The following is a 16946-nucleotide window of genomic DNA, read 5'->3' as shown; positions in this document are numbered from 1 at the left end:
TGTCAGCAGGTAATGCAGCAGAGGCGAGCGGTTTCAGTCATGCGGATGCGATAGCACGAAACCTGCCGCCCGGGAAGCGGGCAAACCTCACTGGTTGGCCCGCTCCAAAGCGCGATAGGCGGCGACGTTGCGGTTGTGCTCGTCCAGCGTGACGGCAAAGTTGTGCCCGTCCGCCGGGTCCAGCGTCTTGGCGACGAAGAACACATAGTCGGTCGAGGCCGGGTTCAGCGCCGCCTCGATCGCGGCGCGGCCGGGATTGGCGATCGGCGTCGGCGGCAACCCGTCGATGACGTAGGTGTTCCAAGGCGTCTCGCGCTGCAATTCCGACTGGCGCAGGCCGCGCCCCAGAACGCCCTCGCCCCTGGTGATGCCGTAGATCACCGTCGGATCGGTCTGAAGCCGCATCCCCTGCTCCAGCCGGTTGACGAACACGCTGGCCACGTCAAAACGTTCCTGCGCGTTCCCCGTCTCCTTCTCGATGATCGACGCCATGATCAGCGCCTCTTCCTTGGTCTCGTAGGGCAGGCCGTCGGCGCGGTTGGACCAGGCCTCGTCCAGGATGATCTCCTGCCGCTGGCGCATCCGGTCGACCAGAGCAGAGCGCATGTCGCCCGGCGTCACCTCGTAGCTGTCGGGGGCAAGGCTGCCCTCGGCCGGCACCTCGACCTCGCCTTCGAGGATGTCGACCTGGCCCAGTTCCTGCACCACCTGCCAGCTTGTCACGCCCTCGGCCAGCGCCACGCGATAGCGCGTGTCGGGCCGGGTGCGGACCTGCGCGTATTCCTCCGGTGCCGCGCCCTCGCCCGGATCGAAGGCGGCGCGTTCCACGTAGCGCCCGGTCGCGGGGTCAAGCTCGCGGACCTGCACCTCGGCGCGGGTGACACCGATGCGATAGACCACCTCGGTCCCGCAGGTCGAGGCGCCGCCGCGCGTGATGATGTCGGTGATCTGCGCCATCGAGGCGCCCTCGGCAATCAGGTAGCTGCCCGCCTTGAGCTCCTGCGTCTTGTCGGCGTAATCGGCGCCCAGGCGAAAGATCGTGTCGCTGCTGATCGCGCCGCGCCCGGCCAGGTCGTCAGAGACGCGCTTCATCGTCGAGCCGCGAGGCACCTCGAGGCAGATCGCCTCGGCCAGCGGCCCCTCGGCATTGTACTGATCCTGCGCCCAGATCAGGACGCCCCCGAAGAGGAAGACCGCGACGACCAGGAAGGTCAGCGCATTCGAGGCGATGCTGCGCCACATGCGCTATTCCACCTTGCCGAAGATCACGCTGGCATTGGTGCCGCCAAATCCGAAGCTGTTGGACAGCGCGTTGCGGATCGGGCGTTCGCGCTTCGCATTGGCGGCAAGGTCGATCGGCGTGTCAACGGCTGGATTGTCGAGGTTGATCGTCGGCGGCGCAACCTGATCACGGATCGCAAGGATGGAAAAGATCGCCTCGATCGCGCCCGCCGCGCCCAGCAGGTGGCCGGTGGCCGACTTGGTCGAGGACATGGTGACATTGCCGGCATGCTCGCCCAACATCCGCTCCACCGCGGCCAGCTCGATGACGTCCGCCATGGTCGAGGTGCCATGCGCGTTGATATAGTCGATATCCGACGCCTCGAGCCCCGCATCCCTCAGCGCCGCCCGCATCGAGCGTTCGCCGCCCTCGCCATCCTCGGAGGGCGCGGTGATATGATAGGCGTCACCCGACAGGCCGTAGCCCTTGACCTCGGCATAGATCTTCGCGCCGCGCGCCTTGGCGTGCTCGTATTCCTCCAGCACGACGATGCCCGCGCCCTCGCCCATCACGAAGCCGTCGCGGTCCGCGTCATAGGGCCGGCTCGCCGCCCGCGGGTCGTTGCCGCGCTTGGTCGACAGCGCCTTGCAGGCGTTGAACCCGGCGATGCCGATCTCGCAGATCGCCGCCTCGGCGCCGCCCGCCACCATCACGTCGGCATCGCCATACTTGATCAGCCGCGCCGCGTCGCCGATCGCATGCGCGCCGGTCGAACAGGCGGTGACGACCGCATGGTTCGGCCCCTTGAACCCGTACTTGATGCTGACATTGCCCGAGATCAGGTTGATCAGCGCGCCCGGAATGAAGAAGGGCGACACCCGCCGTGGTCCCTTGTCGCGGATCAGCAGCGCGGTCTCAGCGATGGCGTTCAGCCCGCCGATGCCGGACCCGATCATCACGCCGGTGCGCAGCCGGTCCTCCTCGGCCTCGGGCATCCAGCCCGAGTCCTGCACCGCCTGCATCGCCGCGGCCATGCCGAACAGGATGAACTCGTCGACCTTGCGCTGCTCCTTCTTGTCCAGCCAGTCGTCGGGATTGAAGGTGCCGTCGCTGCCGTCGCCGTAGCGGACCTCGCAGGCATAGGTCGTGGCCAGTTGGCTCGCATCGAATTTCGAGATCGTGCCGGCGCCGGACTGCCCCTCCAGGAGCCGACCCCAGGTCTCTTCCACCCCGCAGGCCAGCGGCGTCACAAGCCCCAGCCCAGTCACAACCACGCGACGTGCCATGCGTCTGCTCCCTCGATCCTCACGTTGACCGCTATTACCCTTTCCCGGCAGGCAGGGGCAAGAGCATGCGGGACGACCCGCAGATTCCGGCCACTGCTTCATCTTGCTGGCAAACTCCGGGGGTGTGAGGGCTGGCCCCCATCGGTCCCGCCGTCAGGCCCAGTCGGACCCCAGGTCGGCGCGCGCCCGGTCGATCCAGTGCTCGCGCAACCAGCCGCAGGGCTTCGAATGCCGGATGAAGGATCCGTTCCAGCCCCCGACCGCGTCCGGCATCTTGGGCCGACCGTGGAAACAGACCACGCGCGCCTCGGGCGGAAGCCGCGGCGGGCGCAGCCAATTCATCGGGAACGGGTTGCAGTCATACTTGAAGGATACGACCCAAGGCTCCGGGATATAGGTGAAAACCCCGCGATCCATCGCCTTGTGCGAGGTATAGCGCTGCTCGGATCCGCGCGCCTTTTCCACCTCTTCATAGGGGTGCGCGGCGATGTCGTCATACAGGAACCCGTGCTGCGCCGGATCGAAGCGAAAGACCGATCCATGCCCGGTCGGCCGCCCCTTGCGTTTTTCCGTCCAGTCATGGCGCATGGCGATGGTGCCCGGCGCCAGGTCATGGATCTCGTCCAGAGAGCCGGTAATCACCACGTCGAGGTCAAAGCCCAGCACCGGCCCCTCCAGGTCCGGCACCAGCCCAGGCCGGAACAGCGAGACCTTGCGCATCGCGCCCTGCCGGTTGGCCACGGCCAGCGCGGCGGCCATGGGCTCGGCAAAGGGTTCAACCGGCAACTGCAGCACCTCGACATCCGGATGCAGCCCTTCGGCATGTTCCGTCATGCAGAAAAAGCGCACCGGACGCGCCATGTGGCGGCGCACCCCGGAATAGAGCCGGTTCACATATTCGGGGCCGAACAGCTTGCCCCACTTGATGCACATGATGTTGACGGGTCGGGTCATCGGCGCTGTCTAGCGGCGCCGCGCCGGGTTCGCCAGTGCCAAACGCGCCGTCACAGCACGATGCCCGGGACCGTGCACTGCACGTGGCCGAGTTCGCTGAATACGTCCTGCAACAGGTCCCTTTCGCCCGGCACGAACCATTGTTTCGCAACGTCCAGCGGCGCCGGCATGTAGACGGGTTGGGCCCGGCGGTCACGCAATACGCTGTGCGGGCTGATCCCGTCAGACGCCGGCTTGGCCATGCCCACATAGGCTTTCACATAGCTGTCCATCATGGCCTTTCCGACAAAGGCGCAATCACCCCAGCCGGGCGGAATCGCCAGAATCCAGCGCGCCGCCTGCGCCAGCGAGGTGCCGTCCCGCGACGCCTTCGACCGGATGGCATGATAGCCTTCGTAATCCAGCCACCAGCCTCCGGCCGTCAGCGCCCTGGACCCATGGCTGTTGTAAGCCTGCGATGAGAAGAACCGGAAATAGATGCCGCGCCCCATGCGCGTCTCCTGCGGGCGATAGATGCCGCCGTTCTGGATCGCCATGCCATCGGTGTCGGCGGCGTAGACGACATCGTCATCCTCCAGCGCCACCTGGAAGCCTCGGGCGCGCTGATACCAGAGCGCCCGCTCCGCACCCTCGAAACAATGAGCATTCACGGCGACCTGCTCTGCGGCATTCGGCGCCATCACGGAACCCTCCCCGGCCGGATCGATCGGACGCGGCAAGCATACATCAGGCCGGCCCGGCCGCAAAACGCGGATCGCAACGCTGCAATCGCAGCATTCCGATTGTCCCGGCGCAGGAAATCTGCCATCATGATAGCGCTAACGAAACGACAGGAGTTGCCGATGCCCAGGACCCTCCCCGATTCCGCGAGGATCGCCGAAACCGCCTACCTCATCTGGCTCGACGAAGGCCGGCCCGAAGGCCGCGACCTCGACCACTGGCTGCGCGCGCAAGAGGTGCTGAGCGCCGAGAAGAAGCCCGCGCGCAAGGCGTCTTCGAAAAAACCGGCGCCCAAAGCCGCCGCAAAGCCCCGCGCCCGCAAGGCCGCCACGACGCCGGCCACCTGACGCGCCGCGCATGGGACGGCGGGCGGGGCGATGTCGCCGCAGGCGACGAGCGCCGTTCCCGTCCCGCTACTCGACGTAGATCATCTTGCGGGTCATTCCGCCATCGACCGTCAGCACTTGTCCTGTGACGAACCCCGCCCGCGCGAGGTAAAGCACCGCCTCGGCGATATCCGCCACCCGGCCGGCCCGGCCCGACCGGGTGCTGTGCATGATCGGCCTCGGACAAGGCCCCCGGGTCGCCGGTCACGATCCAGCCCGGCGCCACGGCGTTCACCCGCAGCTCCGGCCCAAGCGACACCGCCAGCGCATGGGTCAGCGCGGTCAACCCGCCCTTGGAGGCGGCATAGGATTCCGAATGTCGCTCACTCATCGCCGCGCGGGTCGAGGTGATGTTGACAACCGCCCCCTTCGCCCGGCGCAGAGGCGCCGCACAATGCTTCATCATCAGGAAAGGGCCGGTCAGGTTCACCGCAAGACGCCGGTTCCAGTCCTCCAGCGCCAGATCCTCCACCGGGCCGGAATACGCCCCTGCCAGTCCGGCATTGTTCACCAGCAGGTCCAGGCCCGCGCCCAGCATGTCGGAAACGCCAGAGACCGCGGCCACGACCTGCGCCTCGTCCGAGACGTCGCAGACCACCGCCCGCCCCGGCCCGTCACCCGCCATGTCCAGCGAGATGACCTGCCAGCCCTCGGCCAGCAGGCGCTCCGCCACACCGCGCCCGATCCCGCGCGCAGCGCCGGTGACGATTGCACATTTTTTTCGCCGCGAGGTTGAATTCGTCTCCATGCCGCGCACCCCGAGATTGATCGCGAGAGGTCAATGCATTGAACTACCAGAAGTTGTAGAAACTACATTTTCCGGTCTGGACTGCCATGACATTCCCTGGCCTACTCGGCCTCGCGGCGGCTCTTCTGCGTTTTCGACATTCTGCACTCTGTCGATGCGCCGATTGCGCCTTCTGGCCATCGCCTTCATTGCCTATGCTGCCGTGCTGGGCCTGTGGCCAATCCTTCTGCTGCATGGAGCGCTACTGCCGGTGAACCTATGGCATCTCGTGCGGATCGCACGGATCTCCCGGCGACGGAGCCGCCGGGTTCCGCCCTTGCCGCCGCGCTTCAGGACGCCAGCGGCATCCGCTTCTCGACGATTTCAGCCCACCAGGAACAGCCTGCCGGAATCGCCTCGTCGTTGAAGTTGTACTCCGGGTGGTGGACCATCGCGGTGTCCCCGTTGCCGACAAGGATATAGGCCCCCGGCCGCTCCTCGAGCATGTAGGCGAAATCCTCGCCCCCCATGACGATCGGCGCCTCGTCGCATCCGCCCGAGATGGCGGTCGCGATCTCGCGCGCGAAATCGGTCTGCTCGGCATGGTTGACCATCACCGGATAGCCCTTGTGGTAGACCACCTCGGCCTTGCCGCCAAAACCCGCGGCGATCCCGGCGGCCAGCCCCTTGATCCGCTCCTCGGCCAGGGCGCGCATCGCCTTGGACTGGGTCCGCACCGTACCCTTCAGGTGCACCCGCTGCGGGATCACGTTGAACGCCTTGGACGAGGTCTCGAACGAGGTGACCGAGACCACGACCTGATCCACCGGGTCGGCGTTGCGGCTGGCGATGGTCTGCATGGCAAGAACAAGCTGGCTGGCCATCACGGTCGTGTCGATGGTCTCGTGCGGCTTGGCGGCGTGACCGCCCTTGCCCTCGAGATGGATATCGAACTGGTCCGTCGCGGCAAAGAAGGCGCCCTCGCGGATGGCGAAGCTGCCCACCGGGCGGCCCGGCCAGTTGTGCATCCCATAGACCTCCTGGATGCCCCAGCGGTCCATCATGCCGTCGTCGCACATCTCCTTGCCGCCGCCGCCGCCTTCTTCGGCGGGCTGGAAGATCACCACCACCGTGCCGTCGAAATTGCGCGTCTCGGACAGGTATTTCGCCGCGCCCAGCAGCATGGCGGTATGGCCGTCATGGCCGCAGGCATGCATCGCATTCGGCGTCCTGGAGGCATAGTCGAGCCCGGTCTGCTCGTGGATCGGCAGCGCGTCCATGTCGGCGCGCAGCCCGATGACCTTGCCGGACTTGGCCGACCGTCCCTTGATGACCCCCACGACCCCGGTGCGGCCGATGCCCGTCACGATCTCGTCGCAGCCGAACTCCTTCAGCTTGTCGGCCACCATCGCGCTGGTGCGGTGAGTCTCGAACAGGATTTCCGGGTTCTCGTGGATGTCCCGCCGCCAGGCGGTGATCTCGTCCTGCAATTCGGCAAAGCGGTTCTTGACCGGCATGATGCGTTCCCTTCTCGATGTCGTTCGCGCGCGACCCTGCCACTGTGCCGGACCCGCCGCAAGGCGCAGGCGCAGGCCGAACGCCTCTTCGGCAGGCGAAAGCCTATTTCACCGGCATCCGCGTCTCGGCCATCTGGGCAAAGAAACTCGCCCCCACGGGGATCAGCGCATCATTGAAATCGTATTCCGGGTTGTGCAGGTCGGCACTGTCCTCGCCATTGCCGAGGAACAGAAAGGCGCCGGGCCGCGCCGTCAGCATGTCGCCGAAATCCTCGCTGCCCATGACGGGGGCCGTGTCACGCACCACCTGCCCCGAGACTGCCTCGGCCACGTCAGCGGCCAGCCGCGCGTTCTCGTCGGCATTGACCAGCGCCGCGACCCCGCCGTGAAAGATCAGCTCGCCCGAACAGCCCTGCGCCGCGGCACAGGCGGTGACGATCTCCTGCATGCGGCGCCGAATCAGCGCCTCGTCCTCGGCATGGTAAAAGCGGATCGTTCCCAGCATCCGCACGGCATCCGGCAAGACGTTGTAGGCGTAGCTGTCGGACCGCATCCCGCCCACCGTCACCACCGCCGGATGCTGCGGGTCGATGGCGCGCGACACCACGCTTTGCAGCGCCATGACGATCTGCGCCGCCGCCAGATTGGCGTCGGTCGCAAGATGCGGCATGGCGCCATGCCCGCCCTTGCCCGTCACCACGATCTCGAACTTGTCGTTGGCCGCGAGGAAAGGCCCGGGTCGGGTGCGGAACTGCCCGACCGGCACGCCCGGCCAGTTGTGCAGCCCGTAAACCTCCTGCACGCCGAATTCCTCGAACACGCCGTCGGCCAGCATCGCCTTCGCGCCGCCGCCCCCCTCTTCGGCGGGCTGGAACAGCGCCACCACCGTGCCGTCGAAATTCCGCGTCTCGGCGAGATAGCGCATCGCCCCCAGCAGCATCGTCGTGTGCCCGTCATGGCCGCAAGCATGCATCCTGCCCTCGACCGTCGAGGCATGCGCCGCCCCGGTCCGCTCGAGGATCGGCAGGGCATCCATGTCGGCGCGAAACGCCACGACCCGGCCAGAGCCTTCCTGGCGCCCCCGAATAACCGCGACAACGCCGGTCTTGCCCACGCCCTCGCGCACCAGGTCGCAGCCCATCTCGCGCAGCCGCTCGGCCACGAAAGCCGCAGTGCGATGCTCCTCGAAGCGCAGCTCGGGATGGCGATGCAGGTCATGCCGCCAGCCCGTCAGTTCCTGCTGCCACTCGCCGATCCGGTTCTTGACGGGCATCGCCCCCTCCCTCGCAATTGACGACAGCCTGCCACCGGCAAGCACCCGGCTCAAGCCGCCCGGTCTTCTTCTGGCCAGAAACATCCCGGGGGAGTCGCCCGGCACGGGCGACGGGGGCAGAGCCCGCTAGAGGTTCGGCCCCTTCACCAGCGCCGAGCCGTCGGAAAACCGGCCGAAGCGGAACCGCGACAGATCGATCCCCGGATCGCGTCCCAACGCCAGGTCGGCGGCGATGCGTCCGAACCCCGGCCCCGCGCCGAACCCGTGCCCGCACATGCCCGTCACCGCGATCAAACCGGGCAGCGGATCGACCGGCCCCACGACCGGCACCACGTCGGGTAGAACGTCGATCATCCCCGCCCAGGCGGCCCTGACCGGCACGCGGTCCAACTGCGGATAGATCTGCGCAAAGCGTCGCAGCAGTTCGCCCACCTTCTCGGGACTGGGCGCGGGATCAAGGATGCGCATCCGTTCGAAGGGGCTTTCTTCCGCCGCGCTCCAGTGCCGCGGAGTGCCCAGCGCATCCGGGAACCCCCGTGGTGCCGGCCCACGCAGATACGTGTCGAACTCGCCCGACAGGGCCAGCGGCAGGTAGGTGCGCAGATGGCGCAGCGCATCGCGCCCTGGGTAAAGCTCGGCAAAGGCGGCGGGCGCCAGCGTATAGCCGCCATCGGCGCGCGGCCGCATCGCCATCCGGTCGTCCACCGCGGCGGAATTCAGCACCTGTGGCAGCGGCCCGGTCGCCACCGCCGTGCAGCGCACCGAAAGCTGCGGAATATGCACCCCGTGCCGCTGAAGCAGCAGCGACGACCAGGCGCCGCCCGCCAGCACGACCCGCTCGGCCCGCACGCGGCCCGCCTCGGTCACGACCCCGGTCACGCGTCCGCCGGAAACGTCCAGCATCCGGACCGCGCAGCGTTCCCGGATCGATGCCCCCGAGGCCACGGCAAGCCGCGCCAGTTCCGGCACTGCGTCCCAGGGTTCTGCCTTCATGTCCGAGGGCGTGTGCAACGCCCCGATCCAGCCGGCGCGCGGCCCGCCCAGCAGGGCATGAGTCTGCTCGCGCGTAAGCATCGTCGAGGTCACGCCGAGCGGCTGCGCCTGCGAAAGCCAGCCCTCGAACCTGGCCAGGTCCGCCTCGGTCCGCGCAAGATAGCTGATCCCCACCGTCCGCAGCCCCAGCCGTCCCCGGCACTCCTCCTCCAGGGCCTGCCACAACCGCTGGCTTTCCTGCGCCACAGGGATCTCGGCCAGATCACGCCCTTGCACCCGGATCCAGCCCCAGTTGCGACCGGACTGCTCGGCGGAGACCCGCCCTTTTTCCAGCACCAGGACCGACAGACCGGCCCGCGCGGCGTAAAGCGCCGTGCAGATCCCGATGACGCCGCCGCCGACCACGGCAAGGTCGACCGCCTCGGGTAGCGGCCCGCGATGCTCGACCGGGCCTTCGTCGCGGAACGGGAATGTCATGCCGCCCTGTTGCCATCCAATGCTGCAAATTCCATTGCCAGAGATTTGTCGGCCCCAGCCGTCCGTCTCATGCCAGTCGCTCCAGCAGCCGCTCCATGAAGCGGCGACCTTCGTCGAACTGCGCCACGGTGATGTATTCGTCGGGCTGGTGCGCCACCTCGATGCTGCCGGGTCCGCAGACCACGGCGTGATAGCCGGCGGTCTGGAAATGGCTCGCCTCGGTGCCGTAGCTCACGCAGTTGACCGAGTTGTCGCCGGTGATCTGGCGCACCAGCGCTTCGGCGCTGTTGTCCTCGCTGGGCGCAAAGGGCGGCAGGGCGAATTTCTCGGTCAGCTCGATCGAGACCTCTGGGCGGATCGCCCGCATCCGCGCGGTCAGTTCCGCCGCCTTGTCCTCGGCCAGGCGGCGCCACTGGTCGAGCGTCTCGCCCGGCACCACCCGAAAGCCCAGGCCGAATTCGCAATCCTTGGCGGCGATGTTATGCGCCGTGCCGCCCTTGATCTGGCCGACATGGACATTGGTGTAGGGCGGGTCGAAATACCCGGCCAGCCCCTGCGGCTCTGCCGCGGCCTGCGCGTCGTTCACGTCGTTCGCCCAGTCGATCAGCTTGGCGCCCCACATGATCGCGCTGACGCCGCGATAGAGCAGCGAGGAATGCACCTCGAACCCGTGCACATGCACCCAGAAGGTGACGTGGCCCTTGTGGCCGGTCACGACCCGCATCATCGTGGGCTCGCCCACGATCACGTCGCGCGCCTTCGGCAGATGCGCCATCGCCTCGATCAGGGGCGGCGCGCCGGTGCAGCCCACCTCCTCGTCGTAGCTCAGCGCGATCTGCAGGGGCCGCGTCACACCCCGCTTCTTCGCCTCGACCAGCGCCCAGATCGCCAGCGCGTCGAACCCCTTCATGTCGGTGGCACCCCGGCCGTACAGCCGCCCGTCCCGCTCGGTCAGCACGAAAGGGTCAGTCCCCCAGGGCTGGCCATCGACCGGCACCACGTCGGTATGGCCGGACAGGACCACGCCGCCCTCGACCTCGGGCCCGACATGGGCGAAGAGCCCCGCCTTGTCGTTGGTCTCGTTGTAATGCCGGTGGCAGGCGATGCCATGCGTGCCGAGATAGTCTTCGACCCAGTCGATCAGCGGCAGGTTGCTGTCACGGCTGACGGTGGGAAAGCCCACCAGCGTCTCCAGGATGTCACGCGGGGTCAGGGTCAGGGTCATCGGCTTCGCTCCTCGGGTCTCCGCTCAGGTAGCGGCCCCGCGCCGGCAGGACAAGAACCGGCCCCGTCGTTTCTTCTGGCTTCAAGTATCCCGGGGGTGTCGGCCCGCGACGGGGGCAGAGCCCCCATCCGCCCTCAGTATCCGCTCTCCGACGTCAGGATGAAGTGACCCGGGCTGACCTCGTGATAGACCGACCGCTCGGGCTCGTAGCCCACCGGGTGGATCGGCGAGGGGATCGGCTTGAAGTTCAGGTCCTTCTCGGACTTGCGCTGGCGCGGGTCGGCGATGGGGACCGCCTTCATCAGAGCGCGGGTATAGGGATGCTGCGGGTCCTCGAAGACCGCCCGGCGCGGCCCGATCTCGACGATCCGGCCAAGGTACATCACCCCGACCTGGTGGCTGACGCGCTCGACCACCGCCATGTCGTGGCTGATGAACAGGTAGGACAGGCCCAGATCCGCCTGAAGCTCCATCATCAGGTTCAGCACCTGCGCCTGAACGCTGACGTCCAGCGCCGACACCGCCTCGTCCGACACGATCAGCTTGGGGTTCAGGGCAAGGGCGCGGGCGATGGCGATACGCTGGCGCTGGCCGCCGGACAGCTCGTGCGGAAAGCGCCGCATGAAGCTGCGCGGCAGTTCCACCCGGTCGAACAGGTTCGCCACCTTGTCCATGACCGCGCTGCCGGTCTCGGTGCGGAAGTTGTGGATCGGTTCGGCCACCTGGTCGGCAAGCTGGATCTGGGGGTTCAGCGAGGCAAAGGGATCCTGGAAGATCATCTGCATGTCGCGCCGCGCCTCGCGCAACTCCGACTGCGACAGCGCGAGGATGTCGGTACCGTCGAGATTGATCGTGCCGCTCTGCGGTTCCACCAGACGCAGGATCGACCGGCCCGCCGAGGACTTGCCGCAGCCCGATTCACCCACCAGGCTCAGCGTCTGGCCCTTGTTCAGGGAAAAGGACACGTCCTCGACCGCGTGCACATTGGCGATCGTGCGGCGAAAGAAGCCGCCCTTGACCGGGAAGCGCGTGGTCAAGCCCTTGACCTCGAGCAGGACCTCGTTCTTGCCGGGGATCGGGGCGATCTTCTGGTCGGTGCGACCGAACAGCTTCATCGGTTCGGGCAGGTCCTTGCCCGTCATCTCGCCCAGTTTCGGCACCGCGGCCAGCAACGCCTGGGTATAGGGGTGTTTCGGGTTCTCGAAGATTTCCTCGACCGGCCCCTCCTCGACCTTGTTGCCGCGGAACATCACCACGACACGGTCGGCCATCTGCGCCACGACGGACATGTCATGGGTGATGAACATCACCGCCGTGCCCGTCTCGCGCTTGAGCCGGTCCATCAGGGCGAGGATTTCGGCCTGGATCGTCACGTCGAGCGCGGTGGTGGGTTCGTCCGCGATCAGCAGGCGCGGCTTGCAGGCCATGGCCATGGCGATCACCACCCGCTGCCGCATCCCGCCCGACAATTCGTGCGGATACTGCTTCAGCCGGCGTTCCGGTTCGGGGATGCGCACCTCGCGCAGCAGTTCCAGCGCGCGGGCATCGGCCTGCTTGCGGGACATGCCGCGATGCACGCGCAACCCCTCGGTCAGCTGGCGACCCACTGTGAAGACCGGGTTGAGCGCGGTCATCGGCTCCTGGAAGATCATGCCGATCTCGTTGCCGCGGATGTTGCGCATGGTCGATTGGTCGGCGCGGGCGAGGTCGATCTCGCCGCCCTCCTTGCGGTCGAACAGCAGGCGCCCCTTGGCGATGTCGCCGCCGCCATAGTCGATCAGCCGCATCAGCGACAGAGACGAGACCGACTTGCCCGACCCCGATTCGCCCACCACGCAGACGGTCTCGCCGGGACCGATGTCGAAGGACACGTCCTCGACCCCCACCACGGTGCCGTCCTTGGTCTCGAATTCGACCCGCAGCTTCTCGATCTTCGCGATGGCCGGTTTCCCGCCCTCACCCGTGATGTCCAGCATCCGACGCCCCCTGTCTCTTCGCCCGCAACGCTAGCTGCATAAAAATGCAGCTGTCAAACCTTGGCGGCGGATGACCCAAGGCAAGGCTTGCAATTTACCCTGTCTATAGGTTCGATAAGGCCAGTGCCGGGCCAGACTGCCTGCGATTTGCGCGGAATACCGATGCGAACGCGGGCAGGCCAATCCCTGCCTTACACGATAAGGGGCGCGGGCGTGGAACCCGCATCCCGTCCAACATGGAGAAAGACATGAAGCTCAAGACCCTGATGCTGGGGGCGGCCGCCGCGATGGTCATGGCCCCCGCCGCCTTTGCCGAGCGTGGCTCGGACGGCGAGGTGAAGATCATCTACTGGCAGGCGCCCTCGATCCTGAACCCGTTCCTGTCGGGCGGCACAAAGGACGTCGAATCCGCCTCGATGATCATCGAACCGCTGGCGCGCTACAATGAAAAGGGCGAGCTGGTTCCGTGGCTTGTCGACGAGATCCCGACCGTGGGCAATGGCGGCGTTTCCGAGGATCTCAAGCAGATCACCTGGAAGATCACGCCCGGCCTGCTGTGGTCGGACGGCACGCCCTTCACCTCGGCGGACGTCAAGTTCACCTATGAATACTGCACCCATCCCGAAGGCGGTTGCGCGCAGCTGACCAAGTTCGAGGGCATCTCGTCGGTCGACACGCCGGACGACCTGACCGTGGTCGTCAACTTCACCGAAGCGACGCCGAACCCCTACGGACCCTTCGTCGGCGGTGAAAGCCCGATCCTCCAGGCGGCGCAATTCGCCAACTGCCTCGGCGCCAACGCCTCGACCTGCACCGAGCAGAACTTCAACCCGATCGGCACCGGCCCCTTCACCGTCACCGAGTTCAAGCCGAACGACGTGATCACCCTGGCGGCGAACCCGAACTACCGCGACCCGGCCAAGCCAGCCTTCGCCACCGTGACCTTCAAGGGCGGCGGCGACGCGGCATCGGCAGGCACCGCGGTGATGGAGACGGGCGAATTCGACTATGCCTGGAACCTGCAGCTGGCGCCCGACGTCATCGCCAAGATGCAGGAAGGCGGCAAGGGTGTGCCGGTCGCAGGCTTTGGCCCGCTGGTCGAGCGCATCATGCTGAACCAGACCAACGCCGACCCCGCCCTGCCCGAGGGCGAGCGGTCTACCGCGCTGCATCCGCATCCCTTCCTGAAGGATCCGGCGGTCTACAAGGCAATGTCGATGGCGATCGACCGTCCGCTGCTGGTCGAGATCGGCTATGGCCAGGCCGGCAAGGTGACGTGCAACTGGGTGCCGGCGCCGGATGCGTTCAACTCGACCTCGATGAGCTGCGACACGCAGGACCTCGAAGGCGCCAAGGCCATGCTGGACGCCGCGGGCATCGTCGACACCAACGGTGACGGCATCCGCGAGAAGGATGGCGTGCCGCTGTCGATCGTCTACCAGACCTCGACCAACGCCGTGCGCCAGGACTTCCAGGCGCTGATCAAGGATTGGTGGGAGCAGATCGGCCTCGAAGTCGAACTGCGCAACGTCGATTCCTCGGTGTTCTTCGGCGGCGACGCGGGTTCGCCCGACACGTTCCAGAAGTTCTATGCCGATGTCGAGATGTATGCCAACACGTTCAACGGCACCGACCCGCAGGCCTACCTGGGCAACGCGCTGTGCGACAAGGCCCCGCGCCCTGAAACCCAGTGGCAGGGCGAGAACATCAGCCGCTTCTGCATGCCGGAATATGACGCGCTCTGGGCCGAACTGTCCAAGACCGCGGACATGGCCGAGCGTCAGCGCATCGCGAAAGAGCTGAATGACATGGTGGTGATGAACGGCGGCATGATTCCGCTGGTGCATCGCGGTCGCCTGTCGGCACACTCGAACACCCTGGGCGGCGTTATCCTGAACGTCTGGGACAGCGAGCTGTGGAACGTCGCGGACTGGCATCGCGTCAACTGATACGGCCCATCGGGGCGGGCCCTGCGGCCCGCCCCTTGCGACACATGGCGTAGGGCGGGGTTCCCCCGCCTCTCTCGCCCAACAAGACGCCACCCCCAAACGAGAGGCGCCGCATGCTGACCTTCGCCGCGCGACGGCTGATCCTGTCGATCCCGACGCTGCTGTTCATCAGTTTCGTCGTGTTCATGCTCCTCCAGCTGGCCCCCGGCGACCCGATGGCGCAGGTGCCGCTGACCGTCCCGCCCGAGGTCAAGGAAAAGATGCGCCAGGCGCTGGGCCTGGGCGAACCGCCCCTCGTGCAGTACTGGAAATGGCTGGTCCAGGTCGGCTGGATCGAGCCCAAGGTCTTCATCGACTGGCTGACCCGCGAAAGCTGGCTGCTGGGCTGGCTGCCCGACACGCAGCTGTACAACGGCGAGTTGCGCGTGATCTCGTGGCAGACCCGCAGCCCGGTCATGGACATCGTGATCCAGCGCATTCCGCAGACGCTGTGGGTTGTGGGCATCGCCTACCTGGTGGCGATCCTGGTCGCCCTGCCCATCGGCATCTATTCCGCCTACCGCCAGTATTCGGTCTTCGATCAGGCCGGCACCTTCGTCACGATGGTAGGGTTCTCGATCCCGCCCTTCTTCACCGGACCGCTGCTCATCGTGATCTTCTCTGTCCAGCTGGGCTGGTTCCCCTCGATCTATGACACGACCCATGTCGTCAACGACTGGGCCAGCTTCAAGGTCCAGCTGCAGCAGATGATCATGCCGGTCATGGTGCTCGCGTTCCAGATCACCGCGCAGCTGTCGCGCTACATGCGCGCCTCGACGCTGGACAACCTCAACCAGGATTACGTCCGCACCGCCCGCGCCAAGGGCCTGTCCGAGGCGGTCGTCGTCATGTCCCACGTGGTCCGCAACTCGATGATCCCGGTCGTCACGGTGATCGCGCTGGGCATCCCGTCGATCTTTGGCGGCGCCATTATCACCGAGAACGTGTTCAAGGTGAACGGTATCGGCCAGTTGCTGATCACCGCGCTGTTTGCCAACGACCTGCCCATGGTCATGACGCTGACCTTCATCTTTGCCGTGCTGATCGTGATGTTCAACCTGATCGCAGACGTCCTCTACGGCGTACTCGACCCGAGGATCCGCTATGACTGAGCCCGTTCCCGCCACCCCCTCGCCGATCGAGGCGCTGAAGGACAAGGAACCGTCAAAGGCGCCCCGCAGCCAGTGGAAGGACGTCTGGGACCAGTTGCGCCACCACAAGGGCGCGATGTTCGGCGGCAGCTTCCTGATCTTCATCACGCTCGCGGTACTGCTCGGCCCCTATATCTGGCAGGTCGACCCGCAGAAACTCGACATCCGCAACAAGGACATGCGGCCGATCTACCACCTGCTGTGGGATTCAGACGCCAAGGCCGCGTGGTCGAAACCGCTGGGCTCGGACCAGCTGGGCCGCGACAACCTTGCGCAGATGCTGGCGGGCGGCCGCGCCTCGATGGCGGTGGGCTGGGCGGCGATGGTGCTGTCGCTGCTGATCGGCACGCTGATCGGCGTGCTGGCGGGCTATTTCAAGCGGCTCGACGGGTTGCTCATGCGCACCACGGACCTGTTTCTGGCGCTGCCCATCCTGCCGCTGCTGCTAGTCGCGGTGACGTTGTTCCGCCAGCCCCTGCGATCCAGTTTCGGCCCCGAGGGCGGCATGTTCATCCTGATCGTGACGGTGATCGCCATCACCTCGTGGATGCCCACGGCGCGGATCGTGCGCGGCGACATCCTTGCCATCAAGGAGCGCGAGTTCGTCCTCGCGGCGCGGTCCATCGGCACCACCAGCGGCAAGATCATCCGGCGGCACCTGCTGCCCAACGTGCTGTCGCCGATCATGGTCTCGGCCGCGCTGGGTCTGGCCACCGCGATCATCACGGAATCGGCGCTGTCCTTCCTGGGCGTCGGCTTTCCATCGGACTTCCCCACCTGGGGCAAGATGCTGGCCGACGCGGTGCAGCGGATGGAGCAGTTCCCCGAACGGGTGCTGCTGCCCGGCATCGCGATCTCGCTGACGGTGCTCAGCGTCAACTACCTCGGCGACGGGTTGCGCGACGCGCTCGATCCGCGCATCCGGGGGCGCTGAGGGCGAAACCGCCAAATAAGAACGGGTGTCGGCGCGTCCCAAGGGGCGCGCCGATCGCGTTTCGCGACACCCGGGACCAACGGAACGGACATTTCGCGGCGATGCCGCATATCGGGA

At 66.7% G+C, this 16946-nt stretch carries 14 protein-coding genes and 1 pseudogene; 4 read left to right on the top strand and 11 right to left on the bottom strand.

Translation table 11 applies throughout. From position 1 onward, the window contains the following. Positions 1–87: 87 nt before the first annotated feature. The 4 genes from mltG to KB874_RS07255 all read right to left on the bottom strand — a co-directional run bounded on the left by mltG (position 88) and on the right by KB874_RS07255 (position 4145). Complete coding sequence (mltG, locus tag KB874_RS07270; RefSeq protein ID WP_212535909.1) at positions 88–1242, bottom strand: endolytic transglycosylase MltG; 1155 nt, start codon at positions 1240–1242, stop codon at positions 88–90. A 3-nt stretch (positions 1243–1245) separates the two neighbouring features. After that, positions 1246–2508: a beta-ketoacyl-ACP synthase II gene (gene fabF, locus KB874_RS07265; RefSeq protein ID WP_212535908.1), complete on the bottom strand. Its 1263-nt coding sequence runs from the start codon at positions 2506–2508 to the stop codon at positions 1246–1248. A 153-nt stretch (positions 2509–2661) separates the two neighbouring features. Continuing rightward, positions 2662–3462, bottom strand: coding sequence for a glycosyl transferase (locus KB874_RS07260; protein ID WP_212535907.1), 801 nt, complete (start codon positions 3460–3462; stop codon positions 2662–2664). 50 nt (positions 3463–3512) lie between these two features. After that, positions 3513–4145 (bottom strand): hypothetical protein, encoded by a 633-nt coding sequence (locus KB874_RS07255; RefSeq protein ID WP_212535906.1) that lies wholly within the window; start codon positions 4143–4145, stop codon positions 3513–3515. Positions 4146–4304: 159 nt separating this feature from the next. Here KB874_RS07255 and KB874_RS07250 point away from each other — a divergent pair, with 159 nt between their 5' ends. Continuing rightward, complete coding sequence (locus tag KB874_RS07250) at positions 4305–4529, top strand: DUF2934 domain-containing protein (protein ID WP_212535905.1); 225 nt, start codon at positions 4305–4307, stop codon at positions 4527–4529. A gap of 66 nt (positions 4530–4595) precedes the next feature. Here KB874_RS07250 and KB874_RS23115 read toward each other — a convergent pair whose 3' ends face one another. The 7 genes and pseudogenes from KB874_RS23115 to KB874_RS07220 form a co-directional block, all read right to left on the bottom strand. Next, complete coding sequence (locus tag KB874_RS23115) at positions 4596–4739, bottom strand: SDR family oxidoreductase (RefSeq protein ID WP_283054086.1); 144 nt, start codon at positions 4737–4739, stop codon at positions 4596–4598. 58 nt (positions 4740–4797) lie between these two features. Then, positions 4798–5316, bottom strand: a pseudogene (locus KB874_RS07245) (SDR family NAD(P)-dependent oxidoreductase); the annotation flags it as partial. A 329-nt stretch (positions 5317–5645) separates the two neighbouring features. Next, positions 5646–6812, bottom strand: a complete 1167-nt coding sequence (locus KB874_RS07240; protein WP_212535904.1) for a M20 aminoacylase family protein — start codon at positions 6810–6812, stop codon at positions 5646–5648. Positions 6813–6915: 103 nt separating this feature from the next. Beyond that, positions 6916–8085: a M20 aminoacylase family protein gene (locus KB874_RS07235; RefSeq protein ID WP_212535903.1), complete on the bottom strand. Its 1170-nt coding sequence runs from the start codon at positions 8083–8085 to the stop codon at positions 6916–6918. A 126-nt stretch (positions 8086–8211) separates the two neighbouring features. Further along, positions 8212–9555: an NAD(P)/FAD-dependent oxidoreductase gene (locus tag KB874_RS07230; protein ID WP_212535902.1), complete on the bottom strand. Its 1344-nt coding sequence runs from the start codon at positions 9553–9555 to the stop codon at positions 8212–8214. 67 nt (positions 9556–9622) lie between these two features. Beyond that, positions 9623–10780, bottom strand: coding sequence for an acetylornithine deacetylase (gene argE, locus KB874_RS07225; RefSeq protein WP_212535901.1), 1158 nt, complete (start codon positions 10778–10780; stop codon positions 9623–9625). A 134-nt stretch (positions 10781–10914) separates the two neighbouring features. Next, a complete protein-coding gene (locus KB874_RS07220) occupies positions 10915–12756 on the bottom strand; it encodes an ABC transporter ATP-binding protein (RefSeq protein WP_212535900.1) in 1842 nt (613 codons plus the stop codon). Between the two features lie 248 nt (positions 12757–13004). Here KB874_RS07220 and KB874_RS07215 point away from each other — a divergent pair, with 248 nt between their 5' ends. The 3 genes from KB874_RS07215 (at position 13005) to KB874_RS07205 (ending at position 16829) form a co-directional block, all read left to right on the top strand. Then, positions 13005–14705, top strand: coding sequence for a peptide ABC transporter substrate-binding protein (locus tag KB874_RS07215; RefSeq protein WP_212535899.1), 1701 nt, complete (start codon positions 13005–13007; stop codon positions 14703–14705). A gap of 113 nt (positions 14706–14818) precedes the next feature. Continuing rightward, positions 14819–15856 carry an ABC transporter permease gene (locus KB874_RS07210; protein WP_212535898.1) on the top strand — a complete coding sequence of 346 codons (1038 nt, stop codon included), beginning with the start codon at positions 14819–14821 and terminating at the stop codon, positions 15854–15856. Continuing rightward, entirely contained in the window at positions 15849–16829 is a 981-nt protein-coding gene (locus tag KB874_RS07205; protein WP_212535897.1) for an ABC transporter permease, read from the top strand. The genes KB874_RS07210 and KB874_RS07205 overlap by 8 nt, the downstream gene beginning before the upstream one ends. The last annotated feature ends 117 nt before the right edge of the window (positions 16830–16946 follow it).

Source organism: Thetidibacter halocola, from assembly GCF_018224955.1.
GTDB lineage: Bacteria > Pseudomonadota > Alphaproteobacteria > Rhodobacterales > Rhodobacteraceae > Thetidibacter > Thetidibacter halocola.
The sequence above is the reverse complement of the archived record's forward strand: the minus strand, read 5'-3'. Positions and strand labels throughout refer to the sequence as shown.

Bases quoted from the DNA above. Each gene is read 5' to 3' on its own strand.
- argE (WP_212535901.1), bottom strand. From the start codon at position 10,780: ATGACCCTGACCCTGACCCCGCGTGACATCCTGGAGACGCTGGTGGGC.
- KB874_RS07250 (WP_212535905.1), top strand. From the start codon at position 4,305: ATGCCCAGGACCCTCCCCGATTCCGCGAGGATCGCCGAAACCGCCTAC.
- KB874_RS07215 (WP_212535899.1), top strand. From the start codon at position 13,005: ATGAAGCTCAAGACCCTGATGCTGGGGGCGGCCGCCGCGATGGTCATG.
- KB874_RS07235 (WP_212535903.1), bottom strand. From the start codon at position 8,085: ATGCCCGTCAAGAACCGGATCGGCGAGTGGCAGCAGGAACTGACGGGC.
- KB874_RS07240 (WP_212535904.1), bottom strand. From the start codon at position 6,812: ATGCCGGTCAAGAACCGCTTTGCCGAATTGCAGGACGAGATCACCGCC.
- KB874_RS07210 (WP_212535898.1), top strand. From the start codon at position 14,819: ATGCTGACCTTCGCCGCGCGACGGCTGATCCTGTCGATCCCGACGCTG.
- mltG (WP_212535909.1), bottom strand. From the start codon at position 1,242: ATGTGGCGCAGCATCGCCTCGAATGCGCTGACCTTCCTGGTCGTCGCG.
- KB874_RS07230 (WP_212535902.1), bottom strand. From the start codon at position 9,555: ATGACATTCCCGTTCCGCGACGAAGGCCCGGTCGAGCATCGCGGGCCG.
- KB874_RS07205 (WP_212535897.1), top strand. From the start codon at position 15,849: ATGACTGAGCCCGTTCCCGCCACCCCCTCGCCGATCGAGGCGCTGAAG.
- fabF (WP_212535908.1), bottom strand. From the start codon at position 2,508: ATGGCACGTCGCGTGGTTGTGACTGGGCTGGGGCTTGTGACGCCGCTG.
- KB874_RS07220 (WP_212535900.1), bottom strand. From the start codon at position 12,756: ATGCTGGACATCACGGGTGAGGGCGGGAAACCGGCCATCGCGAAGATC.
- KB874_RS23115 (WP_283054086.1), bottom strand. From the start codon at position 4,739: ATGCACAGCACCCGGTCGGGCCGGGCCGGCCGGGTGGCGGATATCGCC.
- KB874_RS07260 (WP_212535907.1), bottom strand. From the start codon at position 3,462: ATGACCCGACCCGTCAACATCATGTGCATCAAGTGGGGCAAGCTGTTC.